This window comes from Flavobacterium sp. CLA17, from assembly GCF_013112255.2.
Classification (GTDB): Bacteria; Bacteroidota; Bacteroidia; order Flavobacteriales; family Flavobacteriaceae; genus Flavobacterium; species Flavobacterium circumlabens.
This window is the reverse complement of sequence record NZ_CP068294.1, coordinates 1,913,108-1,930,989: the sequence shown is the minus strand read 5'-3', so window position 1 is coordinate 1,930,989 and position 17,882 is coordinate 1,913,108. Positions and strand designations below refer to the sequence as shown.

Annotated in this window: 16 protein-coding genes; 10 read left to right on the top strand and 6 right to left on the bottom strand. The window is 34.5% G+C overall.

Going from position 1 to position 17,882, the window contains the following annotated elements:
* Window positions 1-18: 18 nt before the first annotated feature.
* Together HAV12_RS08460 and HAV12_RS08455 are read right to left on the bottom strand one after the other, a co-directional pair.
* A complete protein-coding gene (locus tag HAV12_RS08460) occupies window positions 19-711 on the bottom strand; it encodes an SIMPL domain-containing protein (RefSeq protein WP_171569256.1) in 693 nt (230 codons plus the stop codon).
* Between the two features lie 53 nt (window positions 712-764).
* Window positions 765-1,403, bottom strand: coding sequence for a rhomboid family intramembrane serine protease (locus HAV12_RS08455; RefSeq protein ID WP_171569255.1), 639 nt, complete (start codon window positions 1,401-1,403; stop codon window positions 765-767).
* 112 nt (window positions 1,404-1,515) lie between these two features.
* Between HAV12_RS08455 and HAV12_RS08450 the strand changes: the two genes are divergently transcribed.
* Both HAV12_RS08450 and HAV12_RS08445 read left to right on the top strand, forming a co-directional pair.
* Entirely contained in the window at window positions 1,516-2,391 is an 876-nt protein-coding gene (locus HAV12_RS08450) for a lysophospholipid acyltransferase family protein (RefSeq protein ID WP_171569254.1), read from the top strand.
* Between the two features lie 196 nt (window positions 2,392-2,587).
* Window positions 2,588-4,072, top strand: a complete 1,485-nt coding sequence (locus HAV12_RS08445) for a glycosyl hydrolase (protein ID WP_171569253.1) — start codon at window positions 2,588-2,590, stop codon at window positions 4,070-4,072.
* Between the two features lie 87 nt (window positions 4,073-4,159).
* On the opposite strand, the gene glmM is transcribed toward HAV12_RS08445, so the two are convergent.
* Entirely contained in the window at window positions 4,160-5,548 is a 1,389-nt protein-coding gene (gene glmM, locus HAV12_RS08440; protein WP_171569252.1) for a phosphoglucosamine mutase, read from the bottom strand.
* Between the two features lie 249 nt (window positions 5,549-5,797).
* On the opposite strand from glmM, the gene HAV12_RS08435 reads away from it, so the two are divergent.
* The 5 genes from HAV12_RS08435 to uvrA all read left to right on the top strand — a co-directional run bounded on the left by HAV12_RS08435 (window position 5,798) and on the right by uvrA (window position 13,871).
* Entirely contained in the window at window positions 5,798-6,382 is a 585-nt protein-coding gene (locus HAV12_RS08435; RefSeq protein WP_171569251.1) for an ACP phosphodiesterase, read from the top strand.
* Window positions 6,379-8,064 carry a gamma-glutamyltransferase gene (ggt, locus tag HAV12_RS08430; protein ID WP_171569250.1) on the top strand — a complete coding sequence of 562 codons (1,686 nt, stop codon included), beginning with the start codon at window positions 6,379-6,381 and terminating at the stop codon, window positions 8,062-8,064. Before HAV12_RS08435 ends, ggt begins: the two co-directional genes overlap by 4 nt.
* A gap of 74 nt (window positions 8,065-8,138) precedes the next feature.
* Entirely contained in the window at window positions 8,139-9,923 is a 1,785-nt protein-coding gene (locus HAV12_RS08425) for a chloride channel protein (protein WP_171569249.1), read from the top strand.
* A 62-nt stretch (window positions 9,924-9,985) separates the two neighbouring features.
* Window positions 9,986-10,939 carry a Fic family protein gene (locus HAV12_RS08420; RefSeq protein WP_171569248.1) on the top strand — a complete coding sequence of 318 codons (954 nt, stop codon included), beginning with the start codon at window positions 9,986-9,988 and terminating at the stop codon, window positions 10,937-10,939.
* Between the two features lie 100 nt (window positions 10,940-11,039).
* Complete coding sequence (gene uvrA / locus HAV12_RS08415) at window positions 11,040-13,871, top strand: excinuclease ABC subunit UvrA (protein ID WP_171569247.1); 2,832 nt, start codon at window positions 11,040-11,042, stop codon at window positions 13,869-13,871.
* 22 nt (window positions 13,872-13,893) lie between these two features.
* Here the strand turns inward: uvrA and HAV12_RS08410 are convergent, their stop codons facing one another.
* From HAV12_RS08410 to HAV12_RS08400, 3 genes are all read right to left on the bottom strand, one after another.
* Entirely contained in the window at window positions 13,894-14,556 is a 663-nt protein-coding gene (locus HAV12_RS08410; protein WP_171569246.1) for an ATP-binding cassette domain-containing protein, read from the bottom strand.
* A 278-nt stretch (window positions 14,557-14,834) separates the two neighbouring features.
* Complete coding sequence (locus tag HAV12_RS08405) at window positions 14,835-15,245, bottom strand: hypothetical protein (RefSeq protein ID WP_171569245.1); 411 nt, start codon at window positions 15,243-15,245, stop codon at window positions 14,835-14,837.
* A 71-nt stretch (window positions 15,246-15,316) separates the two neighbouring features.
* Window positions 15,317-15,565 (bottom strand): hypothetical protein, encoded by a 249-nt coding sequence (locus HAV12_RS08400; protein WP_171569244.1) that lies wholly within the window; start codon window positions 15,563-15,565, stop codon window positions 15,317-15,319.
* A 190-nt stretch (window positions 15,566-15,755) separates the two neighbouring features.
* Here HAV12_RS08400 and HAV12_RS08395 point away from each other — a divergent pair, with 190 nt between their 5' ends.
* The 3 genes from HAV12_RS08395 to HAV12_RS08385 all read left to right on the top strand — a co-directional run bounded on the left by HAV12_RS08395 (window position 15,756) and on the right by HAV12_RS08385 (window position 17,693).
* Entirely contained in the window at window positions 15,756-16,097 is a 342-nt protein-coding gene (locus HAV12_RS08395) for a helix-turn-helix transcriptional regulator (protein WP_171569243.1), read from the top strand.
* A 301-nt stretch (window positions 16,098-16,398) separates the two neighbouring features.
* On the top strand, window positions 16,399-16,758 hold the full coding sequence (locus HAV12_RS08390) for a cupin domain-containing protein (RefSeq protein ID WP_171569242.1): 360 nt from the start codon (window positions 16,399-16,401) through the stop codon (window positions 16,756-16,758).
* 206 nt (window positions 16,759-16,964) lie between these two features.
* Window positions 16,965-17,693, top strand: coding sequence for a TIGR00730 family Rossman fold protein (locus tag HAV12_RS08385; protein WP_132035465.1), 729 nt, complete (start codon window positions 16,965-16,967; stop codon window positions 17,691-17,693).
* Window positions 17,694-17,882: the final 189 nt, after the last annotated feature.

Here is a 17,882-nt window from a genome sequence, read left to right as displayed (position 1 = left end):
TATTGTGATTTTTAATATTTAGTCTAAAATAAAACTAACCGTAACGTTTGCTAAAATCTCAATTTCACCAATTGCCAAAGTTTCGTTTGCAGCTCCGGTTGTGTCTGCAGATTCTTTCATTCTCATGGCTGCATACATAGGTTGTGGGTGGTATACCTGAGAATTATCTGAAATCGTATAGGCTTTACCTACTTTTTGTCCTAAAACGGAAACATAATCTTCAGCTTTTGCTTTTGCGTCTTTAATGGCCAATTTTCTGGCTTCTGACTGGTATTGTGCTAATTTAGACGATTCAAAAGAAACGTTGTCCAGACGGTTAATACCCTGGCCTACTAAACCTTCCATTAATTCATCGTATTTAGATAAATCTTTCAATACAATTTCTACCGTCTGAGCAGCATTGTAAGTGGTTTTCTTTTTCTCGTAATCGTATATCGGATTCAGAGCTACTTGTTTTGTTTTGAAATCTGCAGTTGGAATATTCATTTTTTTGATGAATTTCAAAACAGCATCCATTTTTTCGTCATTTTGCTTTTTGACGTCTTTAGCATTATTCCCTTTTGTTTCAACCGTAGCTGAAATACAAACCTGATCAGGTGCTACTTTTACTTTTCCTTCTCCATTTACATTAATTTGCGGAATTTGTTTGATTTCCTGGCCGTAAGACATAGTCATAAACATGATTGTTAAAAATAATACTAGTTTTTTCATTTTTGTTATATTTTAAATTGTTTGATAGTTGCATTTCAAAAGTTATGCCAGCATTATAATTTACCCAATTTTGCCAGCCCGAAAAGTATTACAATCGGAATCGCCAGCAGAATCACCATTAAGGTATGATCTGCAAATAACGCAGGCACTTTTATCAAAGTAATCAGATAACCGCCTATTGCGCCGCCAAAATGTGCCGTATGCCCGATGTTATCATTTTTAGCCTTCATTCCGTAAATAGAGTACAATAAATATAAAATTCCGAAGAGATAGGCCGGTATTGGAATTACAAAAAAGATACCCAGCATCATATCCGGCTGTAATAGAATCGCAGAATACAAAACACCCGTTACGGCTCCGGAAGCACCGACAGCCCTGTAGCTGTAATCATTTTTATGAAAAAGCATAGTTAGCAAACTTCCAAAAATCAAACTTCCAAAATAAACCAGAACAAAAGAGAAATTCCCCAGCCAATTTAAAACTACAGGAGCAAAAAACCAAAGCGTCAGCATATTAAAAATCAAATGCATCATATCGGCATGCAAAAAACCTGAGGATAACATTCGAATTTGCTCTCCGGAACGAATACTTCCGACATGAAATTCGTATTTTCTAAAAAAGGCAAAATCATTAAAACCTTTGTAGCTTATAAGTGCATTGGCAACTATTATCCCAATCAAAATGGTATTCATAAAAAATATTTAATGTGAATTGTAAATATAATCATTCTTCAAGATAAGTCAGTAACAAACCAAAATATCGGTCGTTATTCATTTTTACTTTATATTTGTAAAAAAAATTTACATGCAATTTCTCGTTTATATATTAGCCTACCCTATTCTTTGGCTTATCTCTATACTTCCTTTCCGAATATTTTATTGGTTTTCTGATTTTGTATTTTTTCTGGTGTATTATGTTTTAGGATACCGAAGAAAAGTGGTACGTGAAAATCTGGCTTTGGCTTTGCCGCATTTAGATGAGGCTGAAAGAAAAGTAATCGAAAAGAAATTCTATCAGCACATGTGTGATATGTTTCTCGAAACCATTAAGACGATGGGTATTTCACCGGAAGAAATGGATAAAAGATTTCAAATTACCAATCTTGATATCGTAAAGGAATATGCAAAAAAAGGCAAAAGCGTTATTCTGGTAGCGTCACATTATGCCAGTTATGAATGGCTTTTAACGATGAACACTAAAATTGATTTTAAAGGAATTGCCGTTTATAAAACACTTGCAAATCCTTATTTTGACAGATTGGTTCGAAAAATTCGTTCCAGATATGATACCGAATTAATTGAAACCCGAAAGGCAATTCCAATGATGGCCCAAAATCAGCGTGACGGAATTTTAAGCATGTACGGTTTAGCCAGTGATCAATCTCCAAAACTGGACAGGATTTTTCACTCGATGAAATTTATGGGTGTTGAAGTTCCCGTGCATACCGGTGCTGAAATGCTGGCCAAAAAATATGATTTAAGCGTTATAATGGTAAAGGTAAAAAAAGTAGCAAGAGGTTATTATGAAGCTACATTCCTGCCTATTGCAGAAAACCCACACGATTATGCCAATTTTGATATTACCGAGAAATATTTAAGGGAAGTAGAAAAACAAATTCTTGAAACTCCTGAATATTATTTATGGACACACAAAAGATGGAAACACAGAGTTGAAAAATAATTCTATGATGAAATTAAAAATCCAAAAAGTGACAATTGCTTTTTGGATTTTTTTCGTTTAAAGCAATTCAGAAAACCATAAAACAGATTTTGATGGGTTTTTGTACTGTTTTTTTTGCTAAGATAATGATGACAAATCAGCCAACAATAATATCTTTGAAGCTGATAAAAATTTTCCCAAATCTAATTATCTACCTATGACAAAAAACCTATCTTTTACAGTATTGCTGTTATGTTTTTCAATGGCTGTTTTTGCTCAAAGTCCAAAACGCGGAATCGCTTACGGCTATCACTCCCAGGAAGATTTACTTGCGCTCAGACCAGGTGTTTCCTGGTGGTACAACTGGAGTCCCTCACCAGACCAGGCTATTGAACCCAATTACCAATCTATCGGTGTTGAATTTGTACCTATGGCCTGGGGTAAAATTTCAGACGCCGATGTACAAGGCTTTATTGCCAAAATAAAACCAGGCGCTAAATATTTATTGGCTTTTAATGAACCTAATTTTAATGATGGTGCAAGACTAACCCCTCAGGAAGCAGTAAATGCGTGGGCCAATATCGAAAAAATTGCAGCGGCAAAAAATCTGGAAATCGTGAGCGCGGCACCTGCGTTTAATGGCTCCAATAATTATGGAGGATACACCAGCCCAATTGCCTGGCATGATCAGTTTTTTCTTTTATGTCCTAATTGTAAAGTTGATTATATTGCTTTTCATACGTATGATGCCACATCAGGATCTGTTATTGGCGTTACAGGGCTTCTGAAAAAATACAATCGCCCGGTTTGGGTTACAGAATTCGCTAACAGGGTAATTCAAACCGCAGAGCAAAAAACTACGTTCATGAAAGAAATCATAACCAGTTTTGAAAACGATCCTGACATTTACCGCTATTCCTGGTTTAGCGGGAGAGTTAACCCGTTATGGACAGACATGTTGGAAGGACAATTGTTTGCGCCGGAAAGCGGCGTTTTAAAACCAATAGGTACAGCGTACGTAAACACATCTTATACCACAAAAAAAATGACGGTTCCCGGAAGAATTACCGCCAATAAACATTATCGCAGAAAAGGAACCACGTTATCAAACACTACAGATTCCGGAACTGGTCAAAATGTTTCTTCCATTAACAACGGAGACTGGAATGAATTTATGCTAAATGTTGCTGATGCCGGAACCTACAAACTTACTTTTCGTGTGGCTTCTGCAACTATTCCCGGAAAATTCGATATTTACGTTAATGATGTAATTGTAAAAACAGATGAAACTTTTTCAATTACAGGAGGAGCACAAACCTATGCTGATAAAATTGTAAACGGAATTGTACTGCCAAAAGGCGAAGTGTATCTGAAAATTAAGTTCAAATCAAACGATATGAATTTTAACTATATTGATTTAGCAACCACGACCTTAGGCGTGAATGATCCTGCATTAGAAAAAGATTCTTTTACCGTTTATCCGAATCCGATCAAGGACCAAGCAACACTTCACATAAAATCGGAAACTACTGAACCTTTAAGTTTAAAAATTATCGATACCAAAGGAAGTATCTGTTATTCTTCGGATGCTTATTTTACCAATGAAGATATTAAAATTGGTGAGAAGCTTTCCAGTGGCGTGTATTTTGTAAATATCCAATACGGAGCTATTAAGAAGTCGATCAAAATCATCAAAAACTAATATTTTAATTCTCTCAATATCGTTCAAAAAAAATACCTCTTTCGAATAAAGAAAGAGGTATTTTTTATTTTATGAAACAGCTGAAAATTAGATTCCCGCAATCGCTTTTATTTCATCAATGATACGAAGTGCCAGAACATCTGCTTTCTCCTGAGAAGGCGCTTCTGTATAAATTCTGATGATTGGTTCTGTGTTTGATTTTCTTAAATGAACCCATTCTGTTGCGAAATCAATTTTCACACCATCAATTGTAGTAATATCTTCGTTTTTATATTTTTCTGTCATCGCAACCAAAATAGCATCAACATCAATTTGTGGAGTCAATTCAATTTTATTTTTACTCATGTAATATTCCGGATAGGAAGCTCTCAAAGCCGAAACTGACATTTTCTTATTTGCCAGATGTGTTAAGAATAAAGCTACTCCTACCAAACTATCACGTCCGTAATGAGATTCAGGATAGATAATTCCGCCATTACCCTCACCACCAATAATCGCATTATTTTTTTTCATCAGTTCTACTACATTCACCTCACCTACCGCGCTTGCTTCGTAGTTTCCGTTATGTCCAACTGTTACGTCACGCAATGCACGTGAAGACGACATATTAGAAACGGTATTTCCCGGAGTTTTACTCAATACATAATCTGCACAAGCGACCAAAGTATATTCTTCTCCAAACATTTCTCCATCTTCACAAATAAATGCTAAACGATCTACATCCGGATCTACTACAACTCCTAAATCAGCTTTTTCTTTTACGACCAATTCAGAAATGTCTGTCAGATGCTCTTTTAAAGGTTCAGGATTATGAGGGAAATGTCCGTTTGGTTCGCAGTACAATTTTACTACTTCAACGCCCATTAACTCTAATAATCTCGGAATGATGATCCCTCCAGATGAATTTACCCCATCAACGACAACTTTAAATTTTGCTGCTTTTACCGCTTCAACATCCACTAAAGCTAAGTTTAAAACTTCGTCGATATGGATATCCATATACGCATCATTTATGGTAATTTCTCCCAAGTTGTCCACATCCGAAAAGTCGAAAGCTTCTGCTTCAGCAATTTCAAGAATTTTAGCCCCTTCGGCCCCGCTTAGGAATTCGCCTTTTTCATTTAGTAATTTCAGGGCATTCCATTGTTTTGGATTATGAGAAGCCGTCAGGATAATTCCGCCGTCTGCTTTTTCCAATGGCACTGCAATTTCTACAGTCGGTGTGGTTGAAAGTCCAAGATCAATTACATTAATCCCTAAACCAATTAAAGTATTAACCACGAGGTTATGAATCATCGGGCCTGAAATTCGGGCATCACGACCAATCACGACCGTTAATTTTTCTTTTGACGTATTATTTTTAAGAAAGGTTCCGTATCCCGATGCAAATTTTACGGCATCAACAGGAGTCAGGTTATCTCCTACTTTCCCACCAATAGTTCCACGTATACCTGAGATAGATTTTATTAAAGTCATTTTTGTGAGTTATGGTTACCGTTTACAAATATAGAAAAGTTACTAAGGTTCTTAGGTACTAAGGTGCTAAGATTTTCTAAAAAGTTGCTGAGGGGCTAAGGCTCTTAGGTGCTGAGATTTTAATGGTGCAGTGAATCATTCTTTAAACCATATAAAAAAGTTTTCATACATTTACTAAAATAAACTTAGCGTCTTACCACCTAAGAGCCTTAGCACCTTAGTACCTAAGAAACTTAGCACCTCAAAAAAATGAATTTTCTAGCACACATTTATTTGTCAGGAGACAATGATCTGATCAAAATTGGCAATTTTATGGCGGATGGAATTCGCGGAAAACAATTTGAACATTTTCCGGAGGATGTCCAAAAAGGAATTATTTTGCACCGTTCCATAGATACTTATACCGATTCGCATGATATTTTCAGACAAAGTACCAAGCGGCTACACGAAAAATACCATCATTATTCCGGAGTGATTGTAGACATTGTTTACGATCATTTTTTAGCTAAAAACTGGACGAAATATTCTGATGAAAAACTGGAAAATTTCATTAACCGGTTTTACAGATCCCTTCATGAAAACTACGAAATCCTGACAGAGAAAACACAGGATTTAATGCCTTACATGATTGAGCGGAACTGGCTTTTGAGCTATCAGACTGTTGAAGGCATCCATCAAATTTTGACGCAAATGGACCGAAGATCAAAAAACGAATCAAAAATGCAGTTTGCCAGTGCCGAATTAAAAGAATATTACGCCGAATTCGAACAGGAATTCACGCTCTTTTTTGAAGATATAAAAGAGCATGCAAAACAAAAACTACTCTTACTATGAGAAACATTACGCTTTTATTTACCTTCATTTACATTAGTTGCGCAGCGCAGCAAACCCCGGCAAAACCAACAGGATTAGTAGTTACAAAAGCTATGGTTGTTTCTGCCCGTGAAGAAGCATCAAAAATAGGTGTCGAAATCATGAAAAAAGGCGGTAATGCTTATGATGCGATGGTTGGTACTGAACTGGCTCTGGCAGTTGCTTTTCCATTTGCCGGAAATATTGGCGGCGGCGGATTTATGGTTTACAGAAAAGTAAATGGAGAAGTCGGCTCTTTAGATTATCGTGAAAAAGCACCGTTAGCAGCTACAAAAGACATGTTTTTAGATAAAGACGGGAACGTTATTAAGGGAAAAAGCACCGAAACAGCTTTGGCAATTGGAGTTCCGGGCACTATTGCAGGTGTTTTTGCTGTTCATAAAAAACTGGGATCATTGCCTATGTCCGAGATTTTAAAGCCTGTAATTGCCCTCGCAGAAAGAGGTGTGATTGTAACGAGAAAACAGGAAAAAAGCCTGAAAGATTACAAGACAAGTATTGTCAGAATAAATGGAGACCAAACACTTCTGGCAGCTGACTTCAAAGAAAATGATACGATTAAATATACCGCTTTGGCTGAAACTTTAAAAAGAATTCAGAAAAATGGAAGGGATGAATTCTACAAAGGCAAAACTGCTAAAATCCTGGTGGATTATCTTAAGAAAAAAGGAGGAATTATCACGCTTGAAGATTTGGCTAAGTACGAGGCGAAATGGAGAAAACCACTTCAATTTACCTATAAAGATTTAAAATTAACTTCAATGTCTCCTCCCAGCAGTGGCGGAATTTGTCTGGCGCAAATTTTAAAAATGGTAGAACCTTACGATTTATCTAAACTGGGACACAATACAGCTGAATCTATTCAGATCATTGTTGAAGCCGAAAGAAGAGCTTATGCGGACAGAAGTCAATACTTAGGTGACCCTGATTTTGTAAAAATTCCGATTAAAGCTTTAATGGCCGATAGTTACTTAAAAGACCGAATGTCTACTTTTAATCCTGAAAAAGCGAGTTTATCCTCTGAAATAAAAGAAGGGAAAGTAATGTATAATGAAAGTACGGAAACTACCCATTATTCTATCGTTGACCAATTTGGAAATGCTGTTGCGGCAACCACAACCCTAAATGATGGTTATGGTTCTAAATATTATTGCGACGAACTAGGTTTCTTTTTAAATAACGAAATGGACGATTTTAGTGCAAAGCCGGGATCTCCGAATATGTTCGGCTTAGTAGGAAATGAAGCCAATAGCATAGCACCACAAAAACGGATGTTAAGTTCTATGACACCCACAATTGTGGAGAAAAATGACAAATTGTTTATGGTAGTCGGTACGCCGGGCGGTTCAACTATTATTACCTCTGTTTTACAAACTATTCTTAATGTTTACGAATACAACTTAAGCATGCAGGACGCAGTAAACGCACCACGCTTTCACCATCAATGGCTGCCTGACCTCATTAATTTTGAACCTGATACTTTCGATGCTAAGACTATCGAAAAACTAAAATCAAAAAATTATCTGATCAACGAAAAATCGAGTCCTATTATTGGTAAAGTTGATGCCATTTTGGTTCTTCCCAATAAAAATCTGGAAGGTGGCGCAGACTTCCGTGGTGATGATAAAGCAGTAGGCTTTTAATTTAGTTCTCTTTTTTTAATAGTTTTTTAAAGATTATAATTTAAATTTGTGGTATCCGTAATTTTTAAGACAGAATGCTAAAAAAATATTTCAGAAGACTCGAAAGCATTATTGCTTTGGCGCAATCCTTAATGACACCAAAGCAATTTATTTTTTTATCAAGTGTTTTAATCGGCATTTCCTGTTCGCTTGCCGTAATTATTTTAAAGACGTTTGCACACAGCGTTTTTTCGTTTGCAACCTATATTAATGGAATTCTAAAATTAAGTTTCATTAATAGTTTACTTCCCATCATTGGAATTTTACTTACTGTTTTGGTTGTAAAAAAAGTACTAAGCGGAAGTATTCAAAAAGGCACCTCTCAGATACTTTATGCTGTTGCCAAAAAAGCAAGTATAATTCCTAAAAAACAGATGTATGCACAAATCGTGACCAGCTCGCTAACTGTTGGTCTGGGGGGTTCTGCAGGTTTAGAGAGCCCGATCGTGATAACAGGAGCTGCATTTGGATCTAATTTTGCCCAGAATTATAAATTACCATATAAAGACAGAACATTACTGATTGGCTGTGGCGTTGCTGCCGGAATATCAGCAGCATTTAATGCGCCCATTGCAGGAGTTCTTTTTGCAATTGAAGTATTATTGGTGGATGTCAGTATTTCAGCTTTTACACCGATTATGATTTCTGCCGCAACCGGTGCTATTGTATCTGCCATTTTATTAGACGAAAGTATCTTATTATCTTTCAGACAACAACAAACTTTCAATTATCACAATACGCCGTTTTATGCCATTTTAGGAATACTAACAGGGCTTGTAGCGATTTATTATTCCCGAAATTTCCAGAAAGTAGAACACTATTTCTCTAAACTGGAAATGGGACCTTATAAAAAAGCATTGATAGGATCTTCGATACTGGCCATTTTGATTTTTATCTTCCCTACTCTTTTTGGCGAGGGTTACGAAAGTATCAAAACCCTGTCAGAAAGTGATCCCGGGAAATTATTAGACAATACGTTATTTAGCGATTACAGAGACAATAATTGGGTTTTACTGGTTTTTGTTGGCTGTACCTTAATGATAAAAGTTCTGGCTACAGGTCTGACCATAGGAAGTGGAGGAAACGGAGGGAATTTTGCACCTGCCTTGTTTATTGGTTCCTATTTGGGTTATTTTTTCTCCAAATTTTTTAATATGACGGGACTCACCAATCTGCCTGTCAGCAATTTTACTATGGTTGGAATGGCAGGAATTCTTAGTGGTTTGTTTCACGCACCATTGACAGCCATCTTCCTGATTGCCGAAATAACAGGAGGTTATGGCTTAATGATTCCGCTGATGATTGTATCCTCAATAAGTTTTGCGATTTCTAAAAAATTCGAAAAACATTCATTGGATGTAAAAGGACTAGCCAAGAAGGGTCATGCATTTACCAGTAATAAAGATTCTAATATTCTTTCGACTTTAGACATTGATTCCATTATCCAGACTGATTATTTAACCGTTCATCCTGATGAAAATCTAACCAAACTGGTTGATCTTATCTCCCATTCCAATCAGGTTGTTTTTGCAGTTGTCAATAACGACAGGGATCTTGTTGGAGTAGTTCATTTTAATGACATTCGGGAGATTATTTTCAATTCGTACCGGGTGAAATATACCGTAATCAAAGATGTAATGAAAACGCCTGCCGCTACAATTTCATCCTACGACAGTATGGAAATCGTAATGAGTAAATTCGAAAATACCAAAACTGCTTTTATTCCGGTTTTACGAAATGAAAAATATTACGGATTCATTTCCAAATCTATAGCACTAGAAGCCTACAGAACCAAACTGCGTGCCATGACCATTGAATAAAATTAATATCGGATAGGTTAAAATTTCATATATCCGATATTAAGAAGTACATTTGTGGGGAAATGTGGAAAATAGACCTTACATACAGAACCGAATTTCAATCAACTTTTGAGCGATTGTACAAAAAAAGACAGGATTTGCAAACCAGCAGACCTCTGCCCAATATCGCTTTGCATAAAATTCGCGAAAGTCTATCGCTGGAATGGACCTACAATTCTAATAGTATAGAAGGAAATACCATGAGTCTGCGTGAAACTCAAATGGTTATTCAGGAAGGCATTACCATAAAAGGAAAATCATTAAGAGAACATTTTGAAACTCATAATCACGATAAAGCGATTGATTATTTATACAAGATTGTCAATGACGAATACCGACTCAGAAGCATAGACATACTTTCGATTCATGGTTTAGTATTACGTTCTATCGAAGATGATTTTGCGGGGCGTTTACGAAATGGCGGCGTTCGTATTTCCGGAGCCAATTTTATGCCTCCAAGTGCCAATAAAGTTTCAGACTATCTGGATGAATTAATTGATTTTATCAATACAAATCCGTTAGGGCTTAATGATATTGAGCTGGCCACTATTTACCATCATAAATTAGTCTGGATACATCCTTTTTTTGATGGAAATGGCCGCACAGTTCGTTTAAGCATGAATTTATTATTGATGCGCTGTGGGTTTCCGCCTGCCATTATTCTTAAAAATGACAGAAAGAAATATTACGAAGCCCTGAATCAGGCTAACAATGGCAATTATCAAAAACTAATCCTTTTGATGTGTCAGGCATTAGAACGCACGCTTAATATTTATCTGAATGCTATGCCGGATAATGATAACGACTTTCAAAAAATATCTGATATTGTCAGTGAGCCTGAAACTCCTTATGGTCAGGAATATGTTAGTTTATTAGCACGAACAGGCAAAATAGACGCTTATAAAGAGGGTCGAAATTGGTATACCACCAAAGAAGCTATTGAAGAATATATGATCACCCGAAAAAGAAAACGCTAATTTATATTAGCGTTTTTTGTTACTAATTGTAACATAAAGTTTTGTACTCTAGTACTAAAAGAACAAATCAAAGTGGTAACTTTGCGTTTTGCTCAAAATTATGTTAGAAAAAGACAATACTATTGAAGTTCTTGGTGCAAGGGTTCATAATCTAAAAAATGTAGACATTTCAATTCCGCGTGAAAAACTGGTTGTTATTACCGGTTTATCGGGCTCAGGAAAATCATCATTGGCATTTGATACTATTTATGCTGAAGGCCAGCGTCGTTATGTTGAAACTTTTTCGGCATATGCCAGACAGTTTCTTGGCGGTTTAGAACGTCCGGACGTTGACAAAATCGACGGACTTTCACCCGTAATTGCGATTGAACAAAAAACAACCAGTAAAAGTCCGCGATCGACTGTAGGAACTATTACTGAAATTTATGACTTTCTGCGACTTCTGTATGCCCGTGGCGCAGATGCTTTCAGTTATAATACCGGCGAGAAAATGGTTTCCTATTCTGACGACCAAATTAAAGATTTGATTATTCAGGATTTCAACGGGAAACGCATCAATATTCTTGCTCCTGTAATTAAAGCCAGAAAAGGACATTATGCCGAATTATTTCAGCAAATCACCAAACAAGGCTTCCTGAAAGTCCGCGTAAACGGAGACGTACAGGATTTGGTTTCAGGAATGAAATTAGACCGTTATAAAACACACGACATCGAAATCGTAGTCGACAGAATGCTAATCGAAGATAGTGCTGACAATCAAAAACGACTGGCTGAAAGCATCAATACCGCGATGCATCACGGTGAAAATGTATTGATGATTTTAGATCAGGATACGAATGAAGTACGCTATTTCAGTAGAAATTTAATGTGCCCTTCAACGGGAATTTCATATCAAAATCCGGAGCCGAATTTATTTTCTTTCAACTCTCCAAAAGGAGCTTGTCCGCATTGTAACGGATTGGGAACGGTTCATGAAATGAATGTAAAAAAGATTATTCCAAATGCTAAATTATCTATTAAAAGCGGTGGTTTTGCTCCGCTTGGTGAATATAAATCATCCTGGATTTTTAAGCAATTAGAAGTTATTGGAGAAAAATTCAGTTTTAAGATTACAGATCCGATTGAGAAAATTCCGGAAGAAGCGATGCAAATGATTCTTCATGGCGGAAAAGATAAATTTACTGTAAATTCAAAAGACTTAGGCGTTACGCGAGATTATAAAATTGATTTTGAAGGAATTTCAAATTTCATTAAAAACCAATACGACGAAAGTGCTTCAACCACTATAAAACGCTGGGCAAAAGATTTCATGGACGAAGTAAATTGTCCGGTTTGCGAAGGCTCCCGTTTGAAAAAAGAAGCCTTATTCTTTAAAATCAATGGCAAAAATATCACCGAATTGTGTGATATGGATATTTCAGATTTAACCACCTGGTTTCAGGATTTAAACAATCATTTGTCAGACAAACAGCTTTTGATTGCTTCTGAAGTGGTCAAAGAAATCAAAGACCGTCTAAACTTTTTGATGAACGTTGGATTGGATTATCTGGCTTTAAGCCGAAGTTCAAAATCTCTTTCGGGAGGTGAAGCACAACGTATTCGTCTGGCCACTCAAATTGGCTCGCAATTGGTTGGCGTTCTATATATTCTGGATGAACCTAGCATTGGTTTACACCAGAGAGACAATGAAAAACTGATTCATTCGCTAGAACAATTACGTGATATCGGGAATTCGGTTATTGTGGTTGAACATGACAAAGACATGATTGAACGTGCGGATTATGTTATTGATATTGGTCCAAAAGCCGGAAAATACGGCGGAGAAATCATCAGTATAGGAACTCCGGCAGAAACTTTAAAATCGAATACGATTACTGCTCAATATCTGAATGGTACCATGAAACTGGAGATTCCTTCAGCCCGTCGTAAAGGAAATGGTAAATTTCTTAAACTAACAGGCGCAACCGGAAATAACCTTAAAAATGTTTCGATAGAATTGCCTTTAGGACGATTAATATGCGTTACAGGAGTTTCAGGAAGCGGTAAATCCACTTTGATAAACGAAACCCTCTACCCTATTCTGAATGCTTATTATTTTAACGGCGTAAAAAAACCACAACCTTACAAAAAGATAGAAGGTTTAGAACATATTGACAAAGTAATTGATATCGACCAAAGTCCGATTGGAAGAACACCGCGTTCGAATCCGGCGACTTATACCGAAGTTTTCACAGAAATCAGAAATTTGTTTACGATGACTTCTGAAAGTATGATTCGGGGTTATAAAGCAGGACGTTTTAGTTTTAATGTAAAAGGCGGACGCTGTGAAACCTGTGAAGGTTCCGGTGTGAGAACAATCGAAATGAACTTTTTACCGGATGTTTATGTTGAATGTGAAACTTGCCAGGGAAAACGCTTTAACAGGGAAACTTTAGAAATCCGTTACAAAGGAAAATCTATTTCGGATGTATTGAATATGACGGTGGATGAAGCGGTTCCGTTTTTTGAGAACATACCTAAGATTTACCGAAAAGTAAAAACGATTCAGGATGTTGGTTTAGGTTACATTACGCTTGGTCAGCAAAGCACAACGCTTTCGGGTGGTGAGGCACAACGTATCAAACTGGCAGGAGAATTGTCAAAAAAAGATACCGGAAATACGTTTTATATCCTTGATGAACCGACTACAGGTTTACATTTTGAAGACATTCGTGTTTTGATGGATGTGATCAACAAACTGGTTGATAAAGGAAATACCATTCTGGTTATCGAACATAATATGGATGTAATCAAACTTGCCGATTACATTATTGATATTGGCCCTGAAGGCGGAAAAGGCGGCGGAGAATTGATTGCCAAAGGAACTCCGGAAGAAGTAGCAAAAAATAAAAAAAGTTATACGGCTCAGTTTTTGAAAAAGGAACTGGAATAAAGAGATCTTAAAATTTAAATTTTTACTGAGATAAATATCCATGATAAACTAAATCATTTTTATCATGAATATTTATCTTATCCCCTTCCTTTATTAAAAATATTTTGTTTGCAATTTGCATAGCATCTTCATAATAATGATCCGTCAAAATTATTCCTTTCGTTTCTTTTATATTATTTAAAAAATCTTTAATTATTTCAACAAATAAAGGTTCAACCATAGAAAACGGCTCATCTAATAATAAAAAATTATGATTTAAATTACCTAGTAAAATAATTTCCAAATACCTTCTTTCTCCAAGAGATAATTCCCAAATTTTACGATTTTGTATATTATTAATTCGAGGAGCATAAAATATTTTATCTTGTTTATCTTCATCATTAAAATACATGAAAATTATTTCTGAGACTTTTAATCTTTTAGGTAAGAAATCTTTTTGTGGTAAATAACCAATTCTATTATCCAAAATTACGTTACTCTCTTTTATGAACTCTCCATTGATTCTAATCTCTATGCTATCCGATTTTAAAGTTCCATAAATAAGTTTTAAGAGAGTCGATTTACCACTACCATTTCGTCCAAAAATTGCATTTATTTCACCTGTACAAAATTGAAATGACAAATTTTTTAAAATTTGTTTTTGTTTAAAAGATTTATTTACATTTTTAATTTCTAAAACATTCATTTTATTAGCTGATAAGTTATGGAGACAATAATCGAAATAAAAACATTTAAAAACAGAACAATCAAATTTAATCTCTTTTTAGTAAATCCTTTATTATGATAAAAATAATATTCATTACCATAAAAATACTGAAAGCTTAAAACACCCAAAATCGTTCCAATGCTGGCAAAAATAATTGGCATGAAATAAAAATTAAAAAATAATAGACTTAGTAGAAAAGAATAAATAAGGTTAAAAAAATTAACATCAAAATAGTACTTAAATATCATTTTTACCATCTATTTTAAACGATTAAAAATATATAATTGGCTTTGAGAGTTTTTATTTAAAGAAAAAGCCCTGGGCTGTTCTTCAAATTCACCATGAAAAAATTCTATTTTTATTTTATCCGAGTTAATAAAATGCAACAGTCCTAGTATTTTAGCTTCAATACCATTCTTCTCAACCTTCATATTTATCCGGACTGGTTCTTTTGTAAAATCTGTAATAAATAAAAACGGAGGGGACTGCTTTTCGCCTTGAGATAATATTGCTATATTATCATTTTTAAATTCTATATAATTGATATCTGAGTAATCTACATTATTTACCCATTTTCCCATAAGTCTGCTGTCTTGTGAAAAAACATTATACTTACATAAAGTAATTAAAAGTAGTAAAAAAAATATTTCTTTTATTTCAATTTTCATATTTAGAGTTTTTATCGACAAAAAACAGCTATAATGAATTATAGCTGTTTAAATAATTCTTTTTAAATAAATTAGATCGGTTGGCAATGCATATTAAATAGCCAGCATACAAACCCGGCAAAATCACTTTTTTCTCTATAACACTTTTCATTAAATTTTAAATCTACATTCTCAGTTTTATCAGAATATTTTAATCTGATTATCTCAGTATTTTTATTTTCTTTTAAAGTTAGAATTCGAATATGATTTTTTTTAATGTTTCCCATAGAAACAGTTATAAATAACATCATAACAACAGTTGAATAAATCATTTTTTTCATTTTTAAAATTGTTTAAATTAATAATTTAAAATATTACACAAACTCCCGCGAAAAATTTTGTAAGACAAATTTCACTTTTTAAATTCTAATTAAAAATGTGAACATACAAAATAATATGTAAACCGAGCCATAAAATATAAATATAATCCTACTTTATTGTTAATTTTGTTAAATTAAAAATTTAGGATAAATGATACAAAATAGATTAAAAGCCGAAAGAAAGGAGAAAAAATTATCTCAGGAACAGATTGCAGAACTACTATTTATGGATCAATCCCAATACAATAGAAGAGAAAAAGGTCTGATAAAAATTTCAACAGAAGAATGGAAAAAAATGGCCAAAATATTAAATGTTAAAGTTGAGGATATTTTTGAAAGCGATGATACTTTATTTAGTATCAACACTAATGATAGAGAAAAAGGTAAATCCAAAAATGGTATAAAAATCAAGATTATAATACCATCGAGCGAAATAAATGAATTATACAAAAAACTTGAAGAATTATTAATTATTTTAAAAAACAAGATTTAATAAAAAATCTCTTTAAACCAAAAAAAAAATAGAGATTAAATACATACTTATCTTTAAAATTAATTAAACACAACCCTAAACTGGCAGAAGATTCTGCGACGTGACAACAGATATTAGTTCGTATTCCTTACAATAACTTAATCTATTGATAATGAAACCCCAACCAAAACCAAACCTTTAAAAATGTTACAATTCAATTAATAAACCCACATTTTTATAACAATTCTCAAAAAAAGGATTAATTTAGTACGCCCATTTTGTCAACGTTTTTTTGATTTTGACAAGTACTAAGATAAAATCTATGAATCTAAAAGAAAAATTCAGTACCGTTGACCACTATTTTTCACCTAAAATAATTGATGAAGTAAACGATCAGTATATTAAAGTGGCTAAAATAAAAGGTCAGGAAGTGCCGTGGCATAATCATGAAAATGAAGACGAATTATTTTACATTGTCGACGGGGAACTTTTAATGGAAATTGAAAACAAACCATCATTCATCATGAGAAAAGGCGATTTATTCGTTGTAAAAAAATGCGTCAATCACAGGGTTTCATCGGTTGAAGAATGTTCTATAATGCTGATTGAATCTAAAACCACAGAACATACCGGAAAAGTTAAAAGCAACATTACCAAATCAATTGAAGAACAAACGTATTAATTAAAAAAGATTTTTTCATTTTTAAAACTAATGCTTCAATTGAAAAGTGATGCCCTAGCCCTGATGGGAGGGAAAATCCTTTTGTGCCGGGGTTCGGCGCAAAAGATTTGGAAGGACAGCAGGAAACAGCTCCTTCGACTTCTCTCAGGATGACAATTTAAAAGACACAACTTAAATAAAAAATATAAATAATTAAAATACCTAAAATGAGATTAGAAGATTTTGATAATGATGAGGATAAAGTAATTCAGGACCGTTTGAAACAAAAAACGTGGAATGAAATCAGAACCAATGACAGCTGGGCGATTTTTAAAATCATGGCCGAATTTGTAAATGGTTACGAAAGCATGGGACGTATCGGTCCGTGCGTATCAATTTTTGGATCAGCAAGAACAAAACCAGAGGATAAATATTATTTACTGGCTGAAAAAATTGCCTATAAAATTAGTAAAGCCGGTTACGGTGTAATTACCGGTGGTGGTCCCGGAATCATGGAAGCCGGAAATAAAGGCGCGCATTTAGGAGGCGGAACTTCGGTTGGACTGAACATTGAATTGCCTTTTGAACAACATTTCAACCCTTATATTGATCACGATAAAAACCTGAATTTCGATTATTTCTTTGTGAGAAAAGTAATGTTCGTAAAATATTCGCAGGGATTCGTAGTGATGCCGGGTGGTTTTGGAACTTTAGATGAAATGTTTGAAGCGATTACTTTGATTCAGACGAAAAAAATTGGAAAATTCCCAATTATATTGGTGGGTGTTGAATTTTGGTCGGGACTGATCGAATGGGTAAAAACGGTACTTGTTGAAAAAATGCAGACGGTAAGCCCGGAAGATCTGAACTTATTTAAGATCGTAGATACTGAAGATGAAGTTGTTGAGGCTCTGGATAAATTTTACAAAAAATATGATTTGAGTCCGAATTTCTAAAATATTTTTAAACCGTTTAAGCTATTTGAATTCATTTAAGTCTGAAGCAACAAAAGTAAAATTTATATGAACTTAAATAACTTAAATGGTTAAATTACATCAACATATTGCAAAAAATTAAAGCTGTTTTTTTTAACAGCTTTTTTTATACTATTTTTACAAAAATCCAAAACAATTCAAAGCTCGTAA